Below are 17,033 nucleotides of genomic sequence, written 5' to 3'. Positions count from 1 at the left end.
GAAGAAGGCCCTTGACCCTTCCTCCGTCGAACAACAAAGCTAAGGGCACCGCCTGGCGGATTCCCGTCGACGGCCACGGAAAGACAACCGATCGCCCTTTTGCGACGGACCACTCATCGCAGCGATCCCTGAAACGGACCGGCATTCTCCACCCGCTTTATCGACGCAGGTTCGCCTGCGGAATCGGTGTGTCCGGACCGGTGTCTCCCGAGTTTCAGCGATGAGGCGATCCACGGTTTCACGATGCCGAAGGCAGCACCCAGCAGTTCGGTCGAGGAGGGGTTCATGGACACCGAGGTGATAGTTGTAGGGGCCGGTCCGGCAGGGCTCATGCTGGCGGGTGAGCTGCGCCTGGCCGGCATCGGGGTGACGGTGCTCGAACGGCTTCCGGAGTCCACCGGTGAGTCCCGCGGACTGGGCTTCACCACACGCACCATGGAGGTGTTCGACCAGCGAGGGCTGCTGCCCCGCTTCGGCGACCTGGAGACCAGCGCACAGGGCCACTTCGGCGGCGTACCGCTGGACCTGTCCGTTCTCGACGGCGCGCACCTTCCCAACAAGACGATCCCCCAGTCGCGCACCGAGGGCGTGCTGGAGGAGTGGGCCGTCGAGCTGGGCGCCGACCTCAGGCGCGGGCACGAGCTGGTCTCGTTCACCGAACACGCGGACCACGTCGAGGCGGAGGTCCGCGGTCCCGGCGGGACGCTGTCGCTGAGCGCCTCCTACCTGGTCGGCTGTGACGGCGGACGCAGCACCGTCCGCAAGATGGCCGGCTTCGACTTCCCCGGCACCGCCGCCACCCTGGAGATGTACCTGGCCGACGTGCGCGGCCTCGACCTGCGGCAGCGCATGATCGGCGAGACGCTGCCCGGCGGCATGGTGATGGTCGGTCACCTCGACGGCGGCATCACCCGCCTCATCGTGTGCGAGAGCGGCACCCCGCCGAAGAAGCGCACCGAGGGCGTCCCCTACACCGACGTCGCGGCGGCCTGGCAGCGGCTCACCGGCGAGGACATCTCCCACGGGGAGCCGGTCTGGATCAGCTCCTTCGGGAACGCCACCCGGCAGGTCACCGAGTACCGCAGGGGCCGGGTGCTGCTGGCAGGCGACTCCGCCCACATCCATCTGCCGGCCGGCGGCCAGGGGATGAACACCAGCCTCCAGGACTCGGTGAACCTCGGCTGGAAGCTCGCCGCGGTGGTGCGCGGCACCGCCCCGCAGTCACTGCTCGACACCTACCACGCGGAGCGCCACCCGGTCGGCGAGCGCCTGATGATGAACACCCGGGCCCAGGGGCTGCTGTTCCTGAGCGGCTCGGAGATGCAGCCGCTGCGTGACGTACTGCGCGAGCTGACCGCCTACCCGGACGTCACCCTGCACCTGGCCCGCATGGTGAGCGGTCTGGAGATCCGCTACGACGTCGGTCCGGGCGACCACCCGCTGCTCGGCCGCCGGCTGCCGCACGTGGAACTGGTGGGCGGCGACGCCAAGACGAGCACCACGGAGCTGCTGCACTGCGCGCGAGGCGTGCTGCTCGACCTGGCGGACGACGCTCCGCTGCGCGAGGCGGCGGCGCCCTGGGCGGACCGGGTGGACGTCGTCACCGCCGCGCCGCACGAGCCCGGCCCGCTGGACGGCACGACCGCCCTGCTGGTCCGCCCGGACGGCCACGTGGCGTGGACGGCGACCCGCCCGGAGGACCTCGCGCCCGTCCTGGAGCGCTGGTTCGGCCCCGCCTGAGACACCACCCGAGGAATTGGCGGTGGGCCACCGTGCCCCGGCCGAAGCGCAGGCAAAGGAGACGCACTTCATGCACAGCACCCTGATCGTCGCCCGGATGGAACCCGGTTCCAGCGGCGACGTGGCCCGGTTGTTCGGTGAGTTCGACACCACCGAGATGCCGCACCTGATGGGCACCCGGCGGCGGCAGCTCTTCTCCTACCGCGGCCTGTACTTCCACCTCCAGGACTTCGACACCGACGACGGCGGCGCCGCCATCCAGGAGGCCAGGCACCACCCCGCCTTCGTGGGGATCAGCGAGGACCTGAAGCCGTTCATCAACGCCTACGACCCGGCGACCTGGCGCTCCCCGGCCGACGCGATGGCCACCCGGTTCTACCACTGGGACTCGGCCGTATGAGTACGCCCGCGGCAGCCGCCGCACCGTCCGAACCGGCGAACCGAACACCCGACGAGGTGGGAAACGGAGGTCACGTCCCATGGGCCGTCGCATAGTCATCACCGGCATAGGGGTCCTGGCTCCGGGCGGAGTCGGCGTCAAGGACTTCTGGAGCCTGCTGAGCGAGGGCCGCACCGCGACCCGCGGCATCACGTTCTTCGACCCGTCGCAGTTCCGCTCCCGGGTCGCCGCCGAGATCGACTTCTCGCCCGAGGCCCACGGTCTGACTCCGCAGGAGATCAGACGCATGGACCGGGCCGCCCAGTTCGTCACCGTCGCCACCCGCGAGGCACTGGCCGACAGCGGGCTGGAGATCACCGACCTCGACCCGTGCCGCACCGGTGTCACCATCGGCAGCGCGGTCGGCGCCACCATGAGCCTCGACCAGGAGTACAACGTGGTCAGCGACGGCGGCCGGCTCGACCCCGTCGACCACAACTACGCCGTCCCCCACCTCTACAACCACTTCGTGCCCAGCTCGTTCGCCGCCGAGGTGGCGTGGGCGGTCGGCGCCGAGGGACCGTCCACGGTGGTCTCCACGGGCTGCACCTCCGGTCTGGACGCGGTCGGCCACGCGGTCGACCTGATCCGGGAGGGCTCGGTCGACGTGATGATCGCGGGAGCCACCGACGCCCCGATCTCCCCCATCACCGTGGCGTGCTTCGACGCCATCAAGGCCACCACGTCACGCAACGACGACCCCGAGCACGCGTCCCGGCCCTTCGACGGGACCCGTAACGGATTCGTCCTCGGTGAGGGATCCGCCGTCTTCGTGCTGGAGGAGCGGGAGGCCGCCCTCAAGCGCGGCGCCCACGTGTACGCCGAGATCGCCGGCTACGCCTCGCGGTGCAACGCCTTCCACATGACCGGGCTGCGGCCGGACGGCCGCGAGATGGCCGAGGCGATCCGGATGGCCCTGCACGAGTCCCGGCTCAACCCCGAGGACATCCACTACATCAACGCGCACGGCTCCGGCACCAAGCAGAACGACCGGCACGAGACCGCCGCGTTCAAGCGGAGCCTCGGCGAGCATGCCCGGCGCGTGCCGGTCAGCTCCATCAAGTCCATGGTCGGCCACTCGCTGGGCGCGATCGGCTCCATAGAGATCGCGGCGTCGGCCCTCGCCATCGAGAACGACCTGGTGCCGCCGACCGCCAACCTGCACACCCCGGACCCCGAGTGCGACCTGGACTACGTGCCGCTGACCGCCCGCGAGTGGCGCACCGACACCGTCCTGACCGTCGGCAGCGGATTCGGCGGATTCCAGAGCGCCATGGTCCTGACCACGGCCGACCGCGGCTGACAGCCGACCGCACAGGCGGAAAGGAGCATGGCGTGACACACGCAGCGGTGGTCACCGGAGTGGGCATCACGGCCCCCAACGGGCTGGGCGTCGAGGACTACTGGACGGCGACCTGCGAGGGGCGCAGCGGTATCGGCCCCGTCACCCGTTTCACCCCGGACAGCTACCCGTCCCGGCTGGCGGGCGAGGTACCCGGGTTCGTGGCGGAGGAGCACCTGCCGAGCCGGCTGATCGCCCAGACCGACCACATGACGCGGCTGGCGCTGCTGGCGGCGGACTGGGCGCTGGAGGACGCGGGCATCAAGCCGGACGAACTGCCGGAGTTCGACGCGGGTGTCATCACCGCGAGTTCGTCCGGCGGGTTCGAGTTCGGCGAGCGCGAGCTGCGCAACCTGTGGAGCAAGGGCGGCGCGCACGTCAGCGCGTACCAGTCCTTCGCCTGGTTCTACGCGGTCAACACCGGCCAGATCTCCATCCGGCACGGGATGCGTGGGCCGAGCGGGGTGGTCGTCAGTGACCAGGCGGGCGGCCTCGACGCCCTCGCCCAGGCGCGGCGGCAGATCCGCAAGGGTTCCCGTGTCATCGTCTCCGGCGGGGTGGACGCCTCCATCTGCTCGTGGGGCTGGGTCGCCCAGCTGGCGGGCGGCAGGCTGAGCACCTCGGACGACCCGGAGCGGGCCTACCTGCCCTTCGACACGGCGGCGGCCGGGCACGTACCGGGCGAGGGCGGCGCGATCGTCGTCCTGGAGGACGCCGAGGCGGCCCGCCTGCGCGGGGCGCGCGTGTACGGCGAACTGGCCGGGTACGCGGCCACGTTCGACCCGGCGCCCGCCACCGGCCGCCCGCCCGGTCTGCGCCGGGCCATCGAACTGGCTCTGGACGACGCCCGGTTGGCGCCGGACGACATCGACGTCGTCTTCGCGGACGCGGCGGCCCAGCCCGAGCTCGACCGCGTCGAGGCGGACGCCCTCAGGGCGGTCTTCGGCCGCGGCGGGGTGCCGGTGACCGCGCCCAAGACGATGACCGGCCGACTGCATTCGGGGGCCGCGCCGCTGGACGTCGTGGCGGCCCTGCTGGCCATCCGCGACCGCACCATCCCGCCGACGGTCAACGTGACACCGGACGAGAGCTACGAACTCGACCTGGTGACCGACCGGCCCCGCTCGGCGGACGTCCACACCGCTCTGGTCGTGGCCCGCGGCCACGGCGGATTCAACTCGGCCGTCGTCGTACGACGGGCCGGCTGAGCCCGGCCGCAGCCCCCGCGACGGACGCCCCATACGACAGGGAGTGACCCACACGATGAGCAAGCACGAGTTCACGATCGACGATCTCAAGCGGATCCTGCACACGTCCGCCGGTGTCCCCGAGGGGGTCGGCCCCGGGGCCGACATCCTCGACGTCGCCTTCGACAGCCTCGGTTACGAGTCGCTGGCCCTGCTGGAGACCTGCGGCAGCATCGAGCGCGAGTTCGGGATCAGCCTCGACGACGACGCGATGGGCATCACCGACACCCCGCGCACCCTGCTCCGGCTCGTCAACGAGCAGCTCGTGGCGCCCAGTACGACCTGAGCGGCGCAGCCACCACATGCGGTCCCGCCTCGCCGGACCGCGCCACCGATCCACCGATCCACCGATCCACGAAGGGGAGCACATGTCACAGCAAGGCGAGCGGGTCGCCCTGATCTCCGGGGCCACCAGCGGAATCGGGCTGGCCGCCGCACGGGCCCTGGGCGGGTCCGGACACCGGGTGTTCATCTGTGCCCGGGACGCCCAGAAGGTCGACTCGACGGTCAAGCAGTTGCGCGAGGAGGGCATCACCGCGAGCGGCGCCGCCTGCGACGTCCGTTCACGGGACGAGATCCAGGCGCTGGTACGGGCGGTCGTGGACGAGTTCGGACCGGTGGACGTGCTGGTCAACAACGCGGGCCGGAGCGGCGGCGGAGTCACCGCCGACATCGCCGACGACGTGTGGTTCGACGTCATCGACACCAACCTCAACAGTGTCTTCCTGATGACCCGCGAGGTGCTCACCACCGGCGGTATGCGCGAGAAGTCCCGCGGCCGGATCATCAACATCGCCTCGACCGCCGGCAAGCAGGGTGTGGTCCTGGGCGCCCCCTACTCGGCGTCCAAGCACGGCGTGGTGGGCTTCACGAAGGCGCTGGGCAACGAGCTCGCGCCGACCGGCATCACCGTCAACGCGGTCTGCCCGGGATACGTCGAGACGCCCATGGCCCAGCGGGTCCGGCAGGGCTACGCGGCGGCCTACGACACCAGCGAGGACGCCATCCTGGAGAAGTTCCAGGCCAAGATCCCGCTCGGCCGCTACTCCACGCCGGAGGAGGTCGCCGGACTGGTCGGCTACCTGGCCACCGACACCGCCGCCTCCATCACCGCGCAGGCCCTCAATGTCTGCGGCGGCCTGGGCAACTTCTGACCCGCCCGCCCGGCGCGTACCGCGTCCGGCGCCACCGGCATCGACCAGCAAGGAGTTAGGACATGTCGCAGGAGGGCCTCCGCGAGGTCGAGCACGACATCACGATCGACGCCCCGGCGGACGCCGTCTACCGGCTGATCGCCGAGGTGGAGAACTGGCCGCGGATCTTCCCGCCGACGATCTACGTCGACCACGTGGAGCGCGGCGAGGGCCAGGAGCGCATCCGGATCTGGGCCACCGCCAACGGCGAGGCGAAGAACTGGACCTCGCGCCGCACCCTGGATCCGCGGGCGCTGCGCATCACCTTCCGCCAGGAGGTCTCCACGCCGCCGGTCGCGGCGATGGGCGGCACCTGGATCATCGAGCCGCTGTCGGACTCCTCCTCGCGGGTGCGGCTGCTGCACGACTACCGGGCGGTGGACGACGACCCCGAGGGTCTGAAGTGGATCGACGAGGCCGTCGACCGCAACTCCCGCTCCGAGCTGGCCGCGCTGAAGTCGAACGTCGAACTCGCCCACGCCTCAGCCGAGTTGACGTTCTCCTTCGAGGACACCGTACGGATCGCCGGCTCCGCGAAGGACGCGTACGACTTCATCAACGAGGCGGACCTGTGGGTGGAGCGGCTGCCGCACGTGGCGTCCGTGCGCTTCTCCGAGGACACCCCGGGGCTGCAAATCCTGGAGATGGACACCCGCGCCAAGGACGGTTCGACGCACACCACCAAGTCGTACCGGGTGGCCTTCCCGCACCAGCGGATCGCCTACAAGCAGGTCACGCTGCCCGCCCTGATGACTCTGCACACCGGGATCTGGACCTTCACCGAGGACGACGGCGGTGTCCTGGCCACCTCGCAGCACACGGTGGTGCTCAACACCGCCAGCATCGCCAGGATCCTCGGCGCCGAGGCCACCGTCGCGGACGCCCGGGAGTACGTGCGCTCGGCGCTGAGCACCAACAGCCGGGCGACCCTGGGCCACGCCAGGGACCACGCGGAGCGGCGGCGCTGACCATGGCACAGGACCAGCGGACCAGGACCGGGAACCGGGTGGACACCCAGGTGGTCGTCGTCGGAGCGGGCCCGGTCGGGCTCATGCTCGCCGCCGAGCTGCGGCTGGGCGGCGCGGACGTCGTCGTGCTGGAGCAACTGCCCGCGCCCACCTCGGAGTCGAGGGCGTCCACGCTGCACGCCCGGACGATGGAGCTGTTCGACAGCCGGGGCCTGCTGGACGCGCTGGGGCCCGTGCCGGGCGAGGTCCGGGGCCACTTCGGCGGGATCCCCCTGGACCTCACGCTGCCGGGCAGCCACCCGGGCCAGTGGAAGGTGCCGCAGGACCGCACCGAGGCACTGCTCGGTGCCTGGGCGGGCGGACTCGGCGCCGACGTCCGGCGCGGCCACGAGGTGACCGCGCTGACGGTGACCGAGGACCACGTCGACGTCGAGGCCGTGGGACCGGCCGGTCCGCTGACCGTACGGGCCCTGTGTGTGGTCGGCTGCGACGGCGAGCACAGCACGGTCCGCCGCCTCGCCGGGCTGGACTTCCCCGGCACCGACGCGACCCGGGAGCTGATCCGGGCGGACGTGGCGGGCATCGAGGTGCCCGACCGGCGTTTCGAACGGCTGGACGCCGGGCTCGCGATCGCCGCCCGGCGCGCGGACGGCGTGACCCGGATCATGGTGCACGAGTTCGGACGCGCCGCCGTGCGGCGGACCGCTCCCCCGGACTTCGCCGAGCTGGTCACCATCTGGAAGCGGGTCACCGGCGAGGACGTCAGCGGTGGCACCCCGCTGTGGATCAACGCCTTCGGCGATGTCTCACGGCAGGCCGCGCGCTACCGCGACGGACGGGTGCTGCTGGCCGGTGACGCGGCCCACGCCCAGATGCCGATCGGCGGCCAGGCGCTGAACCTCGGCCTCCAGGACGCCGCCAACCTGGGCTGGAAGCTGGCCGTACAGGTGGCCCGCAAGGGCTCGGAGGGCCTGCTGGACAGCTACCACACCGAGCGGCACGCCGTGGGCGAACGGGTGCTCTCCGGGATCCGGGCGCAGGCACTGCTGCTGCTCTCCGGCCCGGAGGTGAACCCCCTGCGGGCGGTCCTCGGCGAACTGCTCCGCTCCGGCGACACCCGCCGGCATCTGGCCGCCACCATCAGCGGCCTGGACATCCGCTACGACGTCGGCCCCGGCGACCATCCCCTGCTCGGCCGGCGTCTCCCGCCGTCCGCGCTGAAGACGGCGGACGGGTGGCCGACGAGCACCGCGGAGCTGCTGCGCGGCGGCCGGGGCCTGCTGCTCGACCTCTCCGGCGACGACGGCCGCACGGCGGAACTGGCCGCCGTGGCCGCGCCCTGGCGCGACCGCGTGCACTCCGTGGCCGCCACCGTCATCGACGGCGGCCCCCTGTCGGACCTGGACGCCGTGCTCGTACGGCCGGACGGCTACGTCGTCTGGGCCGGGTCCGACGCAACGAGTCCCGAGGCGGCGCTGCGTCGCTGGCTCGGGTTGCCCCACGACGAACACCCCATCTCTGGAGGACTTTCATGAGCAGGCTCGCCGGCAAAACCGCGCTCGTCACGGGTTCGAGCCGAGGAATCGGCCGGGCGACCGCCGAGCGTCTCGCGCGGGACGGCGCACTGGTCGCGGTGCACTACAACGCCGACGCCGACGCGGCCGGGAAGGTCGTCGCCGGCATAGCGGAGGCGGGCGGCAAGGCTTTCGCCGTCAAGGCCGAACTGGGCGTCCCCGGGGACGTGGACACGCTGTTCGAGGCACTGGAGGCGGGCCTGAAGGAGCACGGCGCCTCGGGGCTCGACATCCTGGTGAACAACGCGGGCGTCATGGGCGGCGTGGCCCCTGAGGAGGTCACCCCGGAGATCTTCGACCGGCTGGTCGCGGTCAACGCCAAGGCGCCGTTCTTCATCGTCCAGCGGGTCCTCGGGATCCTCCAGGACGGCGGGCGCATCATCAACATCTCCTCCGGACTGACCCGTTTCGCCAACCCGCAGGAAGTGGCGTACGCGATGACGAAGGGCGCGGTGGAGCAGCTCACCCTGCACTTCGCCAAGCACCTGAGCGGCCGGGGCATCACGGTCAACTCGGTGGCCCCGGGCATCACCAACAACGGCACCCCGGTCTTCGACATCCCCGAGGTCGTCGAGCAGATGGCGGCCCTGTCCGCCTTCAACCGGGTCGGCGAGACCCGTGACGTCGCCGACGTGGTCGCCTTCCTGGCCTCCGACGACGCCCGCTGGATCACCGGCGGTTTCCTCGACGCCAGCGGCGGCACCCTGCTCGGCGGCTGACGCACGGACAGCCGCGAACACGTACACCCGCCGGTCCGGACGAGATCCGGCCGGACCGGCGGACGGGACGAAGGGCGAGGAGCCAGGCGCATGACCACCGACAGGGCCGCGACGGCCGACTCCGCGAGGACCGCCTTCGGGTGGGGCCTGCTGTGCGTGCTGTCCGGCAACATGCTCATCGACGCCCTGGAGGTGTCGGTGGCGGTCGTCGCCCTGCCGTCGATCGGCTCCGATCTCGGTCTGTCCCGGACCGCTCTCGGCTGGGTCGTCAGCGGCTTCGCCCTCGGCTTCGGCGGCTCGCTGCTCCTGGCGGGGCGCGTGGTCGAGCTGCTGGGCCGACGCCGCGTGTACCTCGCGGCGCTGCTGGTGTTCGCGGTGGCCTCCCTGCTGGGCGGACTGGCGACGAACGGGCCGCTGCTGATCGGCGGACGGTTCGTCAAGGGCGTGTGCGCGGCGCTCACCGCGCCCACCGGACTCGCCATCATCGGGGCGGCCTACCCGGCGGGCCCGGCCCGCGACAAGGCGGTCTCGGTGTACTCCCTGTTCGGGGCGGGCGGCTTCTCGGCCGGGCTGCTGCTGTCCGGGCTGCTGACCGAGGTGAGCTGGCGCTGGACGTTCCTGTTCCCGGCGCCGGTCGCCCTGGTGCTGTTCCTGTTCGGGCTGCGCCTCGTCCCGGGCCGTACACCGGGCGAGCGGGCCGCCGCGCCCGCCGGCACACTGCGCGTCGGCGTCCCGAAGCGGTACGACCTGCCGGGCGCCGTCACCTCCGGCGGTGCGCTCCTGGCCCTGGCCTGGGCTCTCACCCGGGGGCCCGGAGCGGGCTGGGCGGACCCCCTCACCGTCACGGGGCTGCTGCTCGCAGCGGCCCTGGGGGCCGCCTTCGCCCACATCGAGCGGGCCGCGCCCCGGCCCCTGATGCGTACCCGGCTGCTCGCCGACCGGCCTCTGGTGCGCTCCGCGGCGGGCGCCGCCGCGCTGAACGGCTCGTATCTCGGCTTCCTGTTCGTGGTGACCCTGGACCTCCAGGACGCGGGGAACTGGCCGCCGCTGCGGACCGGTGCGGCACTGCTGCCCGCGGCACTGCCCCTGGCGGTGGCGGTGGCGACGGGCCTCTCGGCGCGGCTGGTGGGCCGGTACGGCACGGCCCGCCTCATCGCTACGGGGACCTGGGCGCCCCCGGCCGGCTACCTCTGGTACCTGCTGGCCGGGGACCACCCCTCCTATGCGTCCGCGACCCTGCCCGCCCTGCTGCTCGTGGGGCTGGGCTTCGTGTTCCAGTTCGCCGCGCTCAACGCCCAGGCCATGTCCGCCGTCCCGGACCTGGACCGCGGCGCGGCGGGCGGCATCTACCAGACCTCGGTGCAGTTGGCGGGCGCCGTGGTGACCGCGCTGGTCGCGGCGCTCCTGGGCGCCGGGGCCGACGACGCGCGCCACAGCGCCCTCGTCCTCGTCGGCGTGGTCGGCGCGGCCGGTGCGGCGGTCGCCCTCACGGGGCTGCTGCCGCGCCGCTCGCGTCCGACCGCCGTACCGGAGCACCGGGAGGGCTGACGACTCCGCCGTGGCTCCCGGCCCGGTGTGCCGCGTTCCGCCGGCCCGCTCCCCCACCCCTCAGACCCTGTTACCGCACCATCCGAGAGGAAGCCCGTGTCCGAGATCGCTCCACTGAAGCTGGCCGTCATCGTGGGAAGCACCCGTTCGGGGCGCATCGCGCCCCTCGTGGCGGGATGGGTGGCCGACCGGGCCGGCCGCCACGGCGGCCTGGAGGTCGACCTCGTCGACCTGGCCGAGGCCGCGCTCCCCGACGACCTCGACGGCAGCTCCCCCCAGGTGACCGCGCTCGCGCCGCGGCTCGCGGCGGCCGACGCCTTCGTGGTGGTCACGCCCGAGTACAACCACAGCTTCCCCGCTCCCCTGAAGACCGCGATCGACTGCTTCCGCACGGAGTGGCAGGCCAAGCCGGTGGGCTTCGTCTCCTACGGGGGCATGGCCGGCGGGCTGCGGGCCGTGGAGCAGCTGCGCCAGGTGTTCGCCGAGACCCACACCGTGGGTGTGCGCGACACGGTGAGCTTCCACAACGTCTGGGAGCAGATCGGCGACGGCGGCGAGTTCCCCGTCGACCCGGCGGGCTGCGACGCCGCCGCCAAGACCATGTTCGACCAGCTCGTGTGGTGGGCGCGCACCCTGCGCACCGGCCGCGCCGAGGACCCGTACAGCGCCTGAGAGCCCGACCGCACCACCACACGCCTACGACAAGGGGGCCACCGTGCCGGCAACCGGCCTGCTCCAGCATCCCTACGACACCGTCGTCGAGGAGGACGCCGCACCCGGCGTCGACGTACCCCTCGCCCTGCCCGTGCCCGCCACTCCCCCCACCGGGGACGCGTCGCGTGCCGCGGACCCGGCCGAGGCGCCGACGCCCGCCGCGGACGAGGTCACCGGCCTTGGAGCCGCCACCGACGGCGCGAGCGCCGCGGTGGGCCGGGACGGTACGGCGGCCCTCGGGCTCGCCGGGCTGATCCGGGTGGACCGGGGCAACCCCACGGCGGAGGAACTGGCGGCCGTGGTCACCGTGCTCCTCGCCCGGGCCGCGGCGGGCTCCGCCGAGGACACCGCCGGCAGCCACCTGGTACGGCCCTCACCCCGCTGGCGCCGGTTCGGCCGCGGGCACGGTTACCGCACGGCCCACAGCTGGCAGGCGGGCCGGCGGCCCCGGCGTGCGGTACGGGGAGCACTGTGAGGATCCTCTTCGTCGCCGGCGGCAGCGCCGCGACCGTGTTCGCGCTGGCCCCGCTGGCCACCGCCGCGCGCGGGGCCGGACACGAGGTCATCATGGCCTCGGTCGGGGACATCGTGCCGGTCGTCGCCGGGGTCGGCCTGCCGGCCGTGTCGATGACGGCCTCCCCGATCAGCGACTTCATCTACAAGGACCGGGACGGCGCGCCGGTGACGCCGCCCGCCGACCCGGCCGAACAACCGGCCTTCACCGGACGCTGGTTCGGCCGGATGGCCGCCGCCACCCTGGACGCGCTCACCCACCTCGCGCACGACTGGCGGCCGGACGTGGTGGTCGGCGGCACCATGATGTACGCCGCCGGTCTGCTCGCCAGGCGTCTTGGGGTGCCCTATGTGCGCCACGCCTGGGACGCGGTCGAGGCGACCCTGATCGACCCGGGAGCCGAGGACGAACTACGCCCGGAACTCGACCTGTTCGGCCTGCCCGGGCTGCCCGCCCCGGACCTGTTCATCGACGTCTGCCCGCCCAGTCTGCGGCCCGCCGACGCGGCCCCCGCCCATCCGATGGCCTGTCTGCCCGCCAACACCCAGCGGGAGCTGCAGCCGTGGATGTACACCCGGGGCAAGCGCCCCCGGGTGTGCGTCACGGCCGGCAGCCGCGTCGCCAACGACGACGGCACCGAATACCTGCGCCAGGCCTACGAGTTCCTGCGCACCCTGGCCCTCGACGTGGCCGCACTCGACGCGGAGGTGGTGATCGCGGCCCCCGAGAACGTGGCCGCGGACCTGCGCGCCGAACTCGACGACGTGCACGCGGGCTGGGTCCCGCTGGACGTGGTGCTGCGCACCTGCGACCTGCTGGTGGGCCACGCCGGCGGCGTCACCACCCTCAACGCCATGCACGCGGGGGTACCTCAGCTGCTGCTCCCCCAGTGGGGCATCCTGGGCCCCCCGACCCGGCGGCTGGCCGACTACGGCGCGGCGATCACGCTGACGCCCGCCGAGGCCACCAGGGAACGCCTCGCGGAGTCCTGCCGGGCCCTGCTGACGGAGCCTTCCTACACCACGCGGGCCACCGCCCTCGCCCAGGAGATCTCAGCGATGCCGCCACCGGCCGAACTGGTGGGCGCACTCGAAGAAGTCGTGACCGCGACGGCCGGATCCACGGTCGCACGAGGAGGCATTACCCCATGAAAGCCCTGGTGCTGTCGGGCGGGGCGGGCACCCGCCTGCGGCCGTTCAGCCACTCCATGCCCAAGCAGCTCATCCCGGTCGCCAACAAGCCGGTGCTCGAACACGTCCTGGACAACATCGTCGCCACGGGGGTCACCGACATCGGCGTCATCGTCGGCGGCTGGGAGTCGGAGATCACCGCGGTGCTCGGCGACGGCTCCCGGCTGGGCGCCCGGCTGACCTACCTGCGGCAGGACTCCCCGCTCGGGCTCGCCCACTGTGTGTCCGTCGCCCGGGACTTCCTCGGCGACGACGACTTCGTGATGTACCTCGGCGACTGCATGCTGGTCGAAGGGGTCACCGAGGCGGCCGAGGAGTTCGCGCGCACCCGCCCCCCGGCGCATGTGATCGTGCACAAGGTCGCGGACCCGTCCGCGTTCGGCGTGGTGGAGATGGACCCGGACGGCACCGTGCGCCGACTGGTGGAGAAGCCCAAGGACGCGCGCAGCGAACTCGCCCTGACCGGCGTGTACTTCTTCACCCCGGAGATCCACCGCGCGATCGACTCCATCGAGGCCAGCGCCCGCGGCGAGCTGGAGATCACCGACGCCATCCAGTGGCTGGTCACGGACGGCGCCGAGGTCCGGGCCAGTCAGTACCACGGCTACTGGAAGGACACCGGCCGGATCGACGACGTGCTGGAGTGCAACCGCAAGCTGCTGGACGGCATGGCCCGCCGGATCGACGGCGACGTGGACGACCCGGCGGCGCTGAGCGGCGCGGTCGTCGTGGAGCCGGGCGCCCGGGTGGTGCGCTCCCGGATCGAGGGTCCGGCGATCATCGGGGCGGGCAGCACGGTGGAGGACTGCACGATCGGTCCGCACACCTCGGTCGGCCGGGACTGTGTCCTGCGGGACTCGCGCCTGGACTACTCGATCGTGCTGGACGGCGCCGAGATCCACCGGGCCGGCCGGCTGCACGGCTCCGTCATCGGGCGCTCCGCCGTGGTCGGCCCGGTGACCGACGACAGTGGCCGCCAGCGGCTGGTGATCGGCGACCACAGCCGCGTACAGGTGGCGGGGTAGCCGTGCGTGATCCCGTCCGGATCGGTGTCCTCGGCTGCGCCGACATCGCGCGCCGCCGGATGCTGCCCGCCCTCGCGGGCGCCGGGGACACCGTCCTCACCGCCGTCGCCAGCCGGGACGCCGGCAAGGCGGCCCGCACCGCCCTGCCGTACGGCTGCCGGGCGGTGACCGGTTACGCGCCGCTGCTCGCGCTGCCCGAGGTCGAGGCGGTGTACGTGCCGCTGCCCGTGGCGCTGCACGCCGAGTGGGTGGAGGCCGCACTGCTCGCGGGCAAGCACGTGCTCGCGGAGAAGCCCCTCACCACCGACCCGGACCGCAGCCGGCAGTTGTTCGCCCTGGCCCGCGCCCGGGGGCTGGTGCTGCGCGAGAACGTGATGTTCGTCCACCATCCGCAGCACGCGGCCGTACGGCGCCTGCTGGCCGACGGCGCGATCGGCGAACTGCGCTCCTTCCACGCGTCGTTCACCGTGCCGCGCCGCCCCGAAGGTGACATCAGGCTCGATCCGGCGCTGGGCGGCGGGGCGCTGTGGGACGTGGGCGTGTATCCGGTGCGGGCCGCCGTCCACTTCCTGGGCGCCGGCCTGCGCGTGGCCGGTGCCGTCCTCACCGGGGGACGGGACGGGCGGGGCGTGGACATCGCGGGCAGCGTGCTGGTGCGCACCCCGGAGGGGGTCGGCGCCCACCTGGACTTCGGCATGGACCACGCCTACCGCTCCTCCTACGAACTGCGCGGCAGCGAGGGGCGGATCACGGTCGACCACGCCTTCACCCCGCCCGCCGACCGGCCCGCGGTGCTGCGCCTCGACCGGGGGACGACGACCCGCGAGTCGACCGTCGCCGCGCACGACCAGGTGGCGGGCACGGTCCGCGCGTTCGCCCGGGCCGTGCGCGCGGCGGCCCCCGACGGCCCGTCCGGCACCGCCGGTACGGCCGCCGTCGACCGGTCCGAGGAGGCGAGCCTGCGCCAGGCGGACCTGCTCGCCGACGTGCTGTGCGGCGCGGGCCGCGACCTCGCGCGGACCTTCGCGCCCCCATCCACAACGGAGTACTCATGAGGATCCTCGTCACGGGCGGGGCGGGCTTCATCGGCTCGGCCTACGTCCGCGCCCTCCTGGACGGCGCCTACCCGGGCACCGCGGACGTCCGTGTCACGGTCGTCGACAGCCTGACCTACGCGGGCAACCGCGCGAACCTGCCGGCCCGCCACGACCGGCTGGACTTCGTCGAGGGCGACATCTGCGACCTGCCGCTCCTGCTGGAGGTGCTGCCCGGTCACGACGCGGTGGCGCACTTCGCGGCGGAGTCGCACGTGGACCGCTCGCTGGTGTCCGCCGCGGAGTTCGTCCGTACGAACGTGACCGGCACCCAGAACCTCCTCGACGCCTGCCGCGCCACGGGGGTGCCGCGGATGCTGCACGTCTCCACGGACGAGGTGTACGGCTCCATCGCCGAGGGCTCCTGGACCGAGCGGAGCCCGCTGCTGCCCAACTCCCCCTATGCGGCGTCCAAGGCGGCCTCCGACCTGATGGCGCGCGCCGCCTGGCGCACCCACGGGCTGCATGTGTCCGTCACCCGCTGCTCCAACAACTACGGCCCCCACCAGCACCCGGAGAAGGTCATCCCGCTGTTCGCGACCAACCTGCTGGAGGGCAGGCCGGTGCCGCTGTACGGCGACGGCGCCAACGTGCGCGAGTGGCTGCACGTGGCGGACCACTGCCGTGCCCTGCACCTGGTGCTGACCGGAGGCGGGGCCGGGGAGGTCTACAACATCGGCGGCGGCCACGAGCTGACCAACCTGGAACTCACCGAGCGGCTGCTCGCCCTGTGCGGCGCGGACCGGTCGATGATCACCCGGGTCGCCGACCGCAAGGGCCACGACCTGCGGTACGCGCTCGACGCTGGCAAGATCCGCGACGAGCTGGGCTTCGAGCCGGCCATCGGCCTCGACGAGGGCCTCGCCGCCACCATCGCCTGGTACGGCGACAACCCGGACTGGTGGAAGGCCACGAAGGAACGCGCGAGGCAGAGCTCATGAGTACGCGCCGGGCCACCGCGGCCACGGTGGTGGGCCGGGGCTTCCTGGCCCACAGCCTGGCCCCGGTCGCCGAACGGCACCCGGACACCGTGATCCTGGCCGCCGGGGTCTCCCTGGCGAGCACCACGGCACCGGAACTGTTCGCCCGGGAGGCCGCGCTCCTGGACGACACCATCGAGGCGTGCCGGGCCGAGGGCCGGCGCCTGCTGTTCTTCTCGACCTCCTCCACCGGCATGTACGGCGGCCTCGCCGGCCCCGGCCGGGAGGACGACCAGGTCGTCCCGGGCACGCCCTACGCGCGGCACAAACTCGCCCTGGAGCAGCGGCTGCGCACGTCCGGCGCCGACCATCTGATCCTGCGGCTCAGCCATGTCGTGGGCCCGCGCCAGCCGTCCCACCAACTGCTGCCCACCCTGGTGCGCCAGCTGCGCGAGGGCCTGGTCCAGATCCATCTGCGGGCCACCCGGGACCTGATCGGTGTGGCCGACGTGGTCACCGTCGTGGACCGGCTCCTCGCGCTGGACCTGCGCGGCACGGTCGTCAACGTGGCCTCGGGCGCGGCCGTGCCCGTCGCGGACATCGTCGACCACCTGGAGCGCGTGCTGGGGCTGGACTGCCGGCGGGAGTTCCGGGACACCGGTTCCGGCTGCACGGTCAGTGTTGAGAGGCTGCGCGCGCTGGTGCCCGAGGTGGCCGGCCTGGGCTTCGGACCCGGCTACCACCGCGGGGTGCTGGACGCGTACGCCGCCTCCCTGGACACGTCGCCCCACCGAGCCGAGAGGTAG

Annotated in this window: 17 protein-coding genes; all 17 read left to right on the top strand. The window is 72.9% G+C overall.

Going from position 1 to position 17,033, the window contains the following annotated elements:
* Positions 1–285: 285 nt before the first annotated feature.
* The 17 genes from K3769_RS39825 (at position 286) to K3769_RS39745 (ending at position 17,033) form a co-directional block, all read left to right on the top strand.
* Positions 286–1,740 carry an FAD-dependent monooxygenase gene (locus K3769_RS39825; RefSeq protein WP_267031749.1) on the top strand — a complete coding sequence of 485 codons (1,455 nt, stop codon included), beginning with the start codon at positions 286–288 and terminating at the stop codon, positions 1,738–1,740.
* A gap of 70 nt (positions 1,741–1,810) precedes the next feature.
* The gene (locus tag K3769_RS39820) at positions 1,811–2,140 is read left to right on the top strand and encodes a TcmI family type II polyketide cyclase (protein ID WP_267031078.1); all 330 of its coding nucleotides are present in this window, start codon (positions 1,811–1,813) and stop codon (positions 2,138–2,140) included.
* A 79-nt stretch (positions 2,141–2,219) separates the two neighbouring features.
* Entirely contained in the window at positions 2,220–3,482 is a 1,263-nt protein-coding gene (locus K3769_RS39815; RefSeq protein WP_267031077.1) for a beta-ketoacyl-[acyl-carrier-protein] synthase family protein, read from the top strand.
* A gap of 32 nt (positions 3,483–3,514) precedes the next feature.
* Positions 3,515–4,729: a ketosynthase chain-length factor gene (locus K3769_RS39810; protein WP_267031076.1), complete on the top strand. Its 1,215-nt coding sequence runs from the start codon at positions 3,515–3,517 to the stop codon at positions 4,727–4,729.
* Positions 4,730–4,784: 55 nt separating this feature from the next.
* Positions 4,785–5,054, top strand: coding sequence for an acyl carrier protein (locus K3769_RS39805; RefSeq protein WP_267031075.1), 270 nt, complete (start codon positions 4,785–4,787; stop codon positions 5,052–5,054).
* Between the two features lie 82 nt (positions 5,055–5,136).
* Positions 5,137–5,922: a 3-oxoacyl-ACP reductase FabG gene (fabG, locus tag K3769_RS39800; protein WP_267031074.1), complete on the top strand. Its 786-nt coding sequence runs from the start codon at positions 5,137–5,139 to the stop codon at positions 5,920–5,922.
* 62 nt (positions 5,923–5,984) lie between these two features.
* Positions 5,985–6,929, top strand: coding sequence for an aromatase/cyclase (locus K3769_RS39795; RefSeq protein WP_267031073.1), 945 nt, complete (start codon positions 5,985–5,987; stop codon positions 6,927–6,929).
* A gap of 2 nt (positions 6,930–6,931) precedes the next feature.
* Positions 6,932–8,464 carry an FAD-dependent monooxygenase gene (locus tag K3769_RS41245; RefSeq protein ID WP_267031072.1) on the top strand — a complete coding sequence of 511 codons (1,533 nt, stop codon included), beginning with the start codon at positions 6,932–6,934 and terminating at the stop codon, positions 8,462–8,464.
* Positions 8,461–9,222, top strand: coding sequence for an SDR family oxidoreductase (locus K3769_RS41240; RefSeq protein WP_267031071.1), 762 nt, complete (start codon positions 8,461–8,463; stop codon positions 9,220–9,222). Before K3769_RS41245 ends, K3769_RS41240 begins: the two co-directional genes overlap by 4 nt.
* A gap of 90 nt (positions 9,223–9,312) precedes the next feature.
* On the top strand, positions 9,313–10,770 hold the full coding sequence (locus K3769_RS39780) for an MFS transporter (protein WP_267031070.1): 1,458 nt from the start codon (positions 9,313–9,315) through the stop codon (positions 10,768–10,770).
* A 96-nt stretch (positions 10,771–10,866) separates the two neighbouring features.
* On the top strand, positions 10,867–11,442 hold the full coding sequence (locus tag K3769_RS39775) for an NADPH-dependent FMN reductase (protein ID WP_267031069.1): 576 nt from the start codon (positions 10,867–10,869) through the stop codon (positions 11,440–11,442).
* 43 nt (positions 11,443–11,485) lie between these two features.
* Positions 11,486–11,959: an acyl-CoA carboxylase subunit epsilon gene (locus K3769_RS41015; RefSeq protein ID WP_308216456.1), complete on the top strand. Its 474-nt coding sequence runs from the start codon at positions 11,486–11,488 to the stop codon at positions 11,957–11,959.
* Entirely contained in the window at positions 11,956–13,149 is a 1,194-nt protein-coding gene (locus K3769_RS39765; RefSeq protein WP_267031068.1) for a glycosyltransferase, read from the top strand. Before K3769_RS41015 ends, K3769_RS39765 begins: the two co-directional genes overlap by 4 nt.
* Positions 13,146–14,213, top strand: coding sequence for a glucose-1-phosphate thymidylyltransferase (locus tag K3769_RS39760; RefSeq protein WP_267031067.1), 1,068 nt, complete (start codon positions 13,146–13,148; stop codon positions 14,211–14,213). The genes K3769_RS39765 and K3769_RS39760 overlap by 4 nt, the downstream gene beginning before the upstream one ends.
* 2 nt (positions 14,214–14,215) lie before the next feature.
* Positions 14,216–15,268, top strand: a complete 1,053-nt coding sequence (locus K3769_RS39755) for a Gfo/Idh/MocA family protein (protein WP_372515129.1) — start codon at positions 14,216–14,218, stop codon at positions 15,266–15,268.
* Entirely contained in the window at positions 15,265–16,248 is a 984-nt protein-coding gene (gene rfbB, locus K3769_RS39750) for a dTDP-glucose 4,6-dehydratase (protein WP_267031066.1), read from the top strand. The genes K3769_RS39755 and rfbB overlap by 4 nt, the downstream gene beginning before the upstream one ends.
* Positions 16,245–17,033: an NAD-dependent epimerase/dehydratase family protein gene (locus K3769_RS39745; protein ID WP_267031065.1), complete on the top strand. Its 789-nt coding sequence runs from the start codon at positions 16,245–16,247 to the stop codon at positions 17,031–17,033. The genes rfbB and K3769_RS39745 overlap by 4 nt, the downstream gene beginning before the upstream one ends.

The organism is Streptomyces ortus (genome assembly GCF_026341275.1).
GTDB lineage: Bacteria > Actinomycetota > Actinomycetes > Streptomycetales > Streptomycetaceae > Streptomyces > Streptomyces ortus.
The sequence above is the reverse complement of the archived record's forward strand: the minus strand, read 5'-3'. Positions and strand labels throughout refer to the sequence as shown.

What these genes read in the sequence shown, in the direction of transcription:
- K3769_RS39780 (WP_267031070.1), top strand. Translation starts at nt 9,313, where the DNA reads ATGACCACCGACAGGGCCGCGACGGCCGACTCCGCGAGGACCGCCTTC.
- K3769_RS39805 (WP_267031075.1), top strand. Translation starts at nt 4,785, where the DNA reads ATGAGCAAGCACGAGTTCACGATCGACGATCTCAAGCGGATCCTGCAC.
- K3769_RS39760 (WP_267031067.1), top strand. Translation starts at nt 13,146, where the DNA reads ATGAAAGCCCTGGTGCTGTCGGGCGGGGCGGGCACCCGCCTGCGGCCG.
- fabG (WP_267031074.1), top strand. Translation starts at nt 5,137, where the DNA reads ATGTCACAGCAAGGCGAGCGGGTCGCCCTGATCTCCGGGGCCACCAGC.
- rfbB (WP_267031066.1), top strand. Translation starts at nt 15,265, where the DNA reads ATGAGGATCCTCGTCACGGGCGGGGCGGGCTTCATCGGCTCGGCCTAC.
- K3769_RS39820 (WP_267031078.1), top strand. Translation starts at nt 1,811, where the DNA reads ATGCACAGCACCCTGATCGTCGCCCGGATGGAACCCGGTTCCAGCGGC.
- K3769_RS41245 (WP_267031072.1), top strand. Translation starts at nt 6,932, where the DNA reads ATGGCACAGGACCAGCGGACCAGGACCGGGAACCGGGTGGACACCCAG.
- K3769_RS39745 (WP_267031065.1), top strand. Translation starts at nt 16,245, where the DNA reads ATGAGTACGCGCCGGGCCACCGCGGCCACGGTGGTGGGCCGGGGCTTC.
- K3769_RS41240 (WP_267031071.1), top strand. Translation starts at nt 8,461, where the DNA reads ATGAGCAGGCTCGCCGGCAAAACCGCGCTCGTCACGGGTTCGAGCCGA.
- K3769_RS39825 (WP_267031749.1), top strand. Translation starts at nt 286, where the DNA reads ATGGACACCGAGGTGATAGTTGTAGGGGCCGGTCCGGCAGGGCTCATG.
- K3769_RS39795 (WP_267031073.1), top strand. Translation starts at nt 5,985, where the DNA reads ATGTCGCAGGAGGGCCTCCGCGAGGTCGAGCACGACATCACGATCGAC.
- K3769_RS39815 (WP_267031077.1), top strand. Translation starts at nt 2,220, where the DNA reads ATGGGCCGTCGCATAGTCATCACCGGCATAGGGGTCCTGGCTCCGGGC.